The 1,630-nt window shown below is 68.0% G+C and carries 1 protein-coding gene and 1 pseudogene; both read right to left on the bottom strand.

Features of this window, described 5'->3' with window-relative positions:
• A pseudogene (locus tag BACI9J_RS24115) lies at positions 1-201 on the bottom strand (D-alanine--D-alanine ligase); the annotation flags it as partial.
• A gap of 60 nt (positions 202-261) precedes the next feature.
• Complete coding sequence (locus tag BACI9J_RS24110; protein WP_159556178.1) at positions 262-1,566, bottom strand: aminotransferase-like domain-containing protein; 1,305 nt, start codon at positions 1,564-1,566, stop codon at positions 262-264.
• Positions 1,567-1,630: the final 64 nt, after the last annotated feature.

Here is a 1,630-nt window from a genome sequence, read left to right as displayed (position 1 = left end):
GTGCAGCGCCGGCCACACGACGTCCGGGCGGGACTCCGCGAGGGCGGGCAACAGGAGCGCGTCGGCGTCGCGGAGATCGACATGCCAGCCGTAGCCGGTCAGTGAGTCGGCGACCCGGCGACCGGATCGCAGGGAGACGTCCCGCTCGTGCGAGATGCCTCCGGCGACGACGACGACGTGACGACGGGTGAGCTCGGCCATGCGGGGTCCTCCGGTGTGGAACTGCGGTGCTGTGCGATCAGCGTCGCGCAAAAGTGCTGATCAGGAGATGTTCGGCGGCGGTGCACTGACGGACGATGTCGCTCGCACCACCGTGTTGGGGCGCGTGGTCGGCCCGAAGGTCTCGATGAGTTCGAGCTCGTCGTTGACGACGTTCGCCAACCGCTTGACGCCGACGCGGATCTGCTCCGGCGTCGGGTAGCAGAACGACAGGCGGATGTGTCCACCGCCACGTCCGTCGGCGTAGAACGCCGTCCCCGGTGTGTAAGCGACGAGCTCCTTGACGGCACGCGGCAGCATGCCCTTGGAGTCGAGCGACTCCGGCAGCGTCAGCCAGACGAAGAAACCACCGTTCGGCTTGGTCCAGGACAGGTCGGGCAGGAACTCCCCCAGCGCGGACAGCATGGCGTCACGTCGCTCGGCGTAGATGCCCCGGAAGGTGTCGACCTGACCCTTCCAGTCCGCGGCGTCGAGGTAGGCGTTCACGACGTACTGGCCGAAGGAGTTCGGGGCGAGGACGGCCGACTCGTTGGCGAGCACGAGTTTCTCGCGGATCGCGTGCGGCGCGAGTGCCCAGCCGACGCGGAACCCGGGCGCGAGCGTCTTGGAGAAGGAGCCGAGGTACACGACGCCCTCTTCGTCGATCGAGCGGATGGCCTGGGGTGCCGGCTCGTCGAACCAGAGGAGTCCGTAGGGGTTGTCCTCGAGCACGAGGATGTTGTTCGACCGGCAGATGTCGAGCACCTCGATGCGTCGCTCTCGGCTCATCGTGACGCCGGCCGGGTTGTGGAAGTTCGGGATCGTGTAGAGGAACTTGATCCGCTTGCCCTGGGTGCGGAGGTTCGCGATCGCCTCACGCAGCGCCTCGGGGACCAACCCGAGCTTGTCGGTCGTCACGTGCACCGTCTCGGCCTGGTACGACCGGAAGACACCGATCGCACCGACGTAGGACGGCGACTCGGCGAGCACGATGTCGCCCGGATCGATGAACAGCCGCGTGACGAGGTCGAGCGCGTGCTGCGAGCCCGTGGTGACCACGACGTCCTCGGCGCTGGCGCGGATGCCCTCGAGGCTCATGACGTCCACGATGTGCTCGCGGAGGGAACGCAGGCCCTGTCCCCCGCCGTACTGGAGCGCCATGGCGGCGTGCTCGTTCATGACACGGTCCAGGGAGCCCGTGACGAGCTCCCTGGGGAGCGCGGAGACGAACGGCATGCCGCCGGCCAGTGAGACGACTTCGGGGCGCGAGGCGACGGCGAACAGGGCTCGGACCTCGGAGGCGCTCAAGCCGGCGGTGCGCTGGGCGTAGGAGTCGTACCAGGGGTCGAGGCTGTTGCCGTTCGTCATCGAGTGCTCCGTTCAGTGGGACATTCCCGCCACACTACGACATCGGCCCGGGGAACCCGGGTTC

It is taken from the genome of Arthrobacter sp. 9V, assembly GCF_902506065.1.
In the GTDB taxonomy this organism is placed as follows: domain Bacteria; phylum Actinomycetota; class Actinomycetes; order Actinomycetales; family Micrococcaceae; genus Arthrobacter.
This window is presented reverse-complemented; position numbering and strand designations above follow the sequence as displayed.

Bases quoted from the DNA above. Each gene is read 5' to 3' on its own strand.
- BACI9J_RS24110 (WP_159556178.1), bottom strand. From the start codon at position 1,566: ATGACGAACGGCAACAGCCTCGACCCCTGGTACGACTCCTACGCCCAG.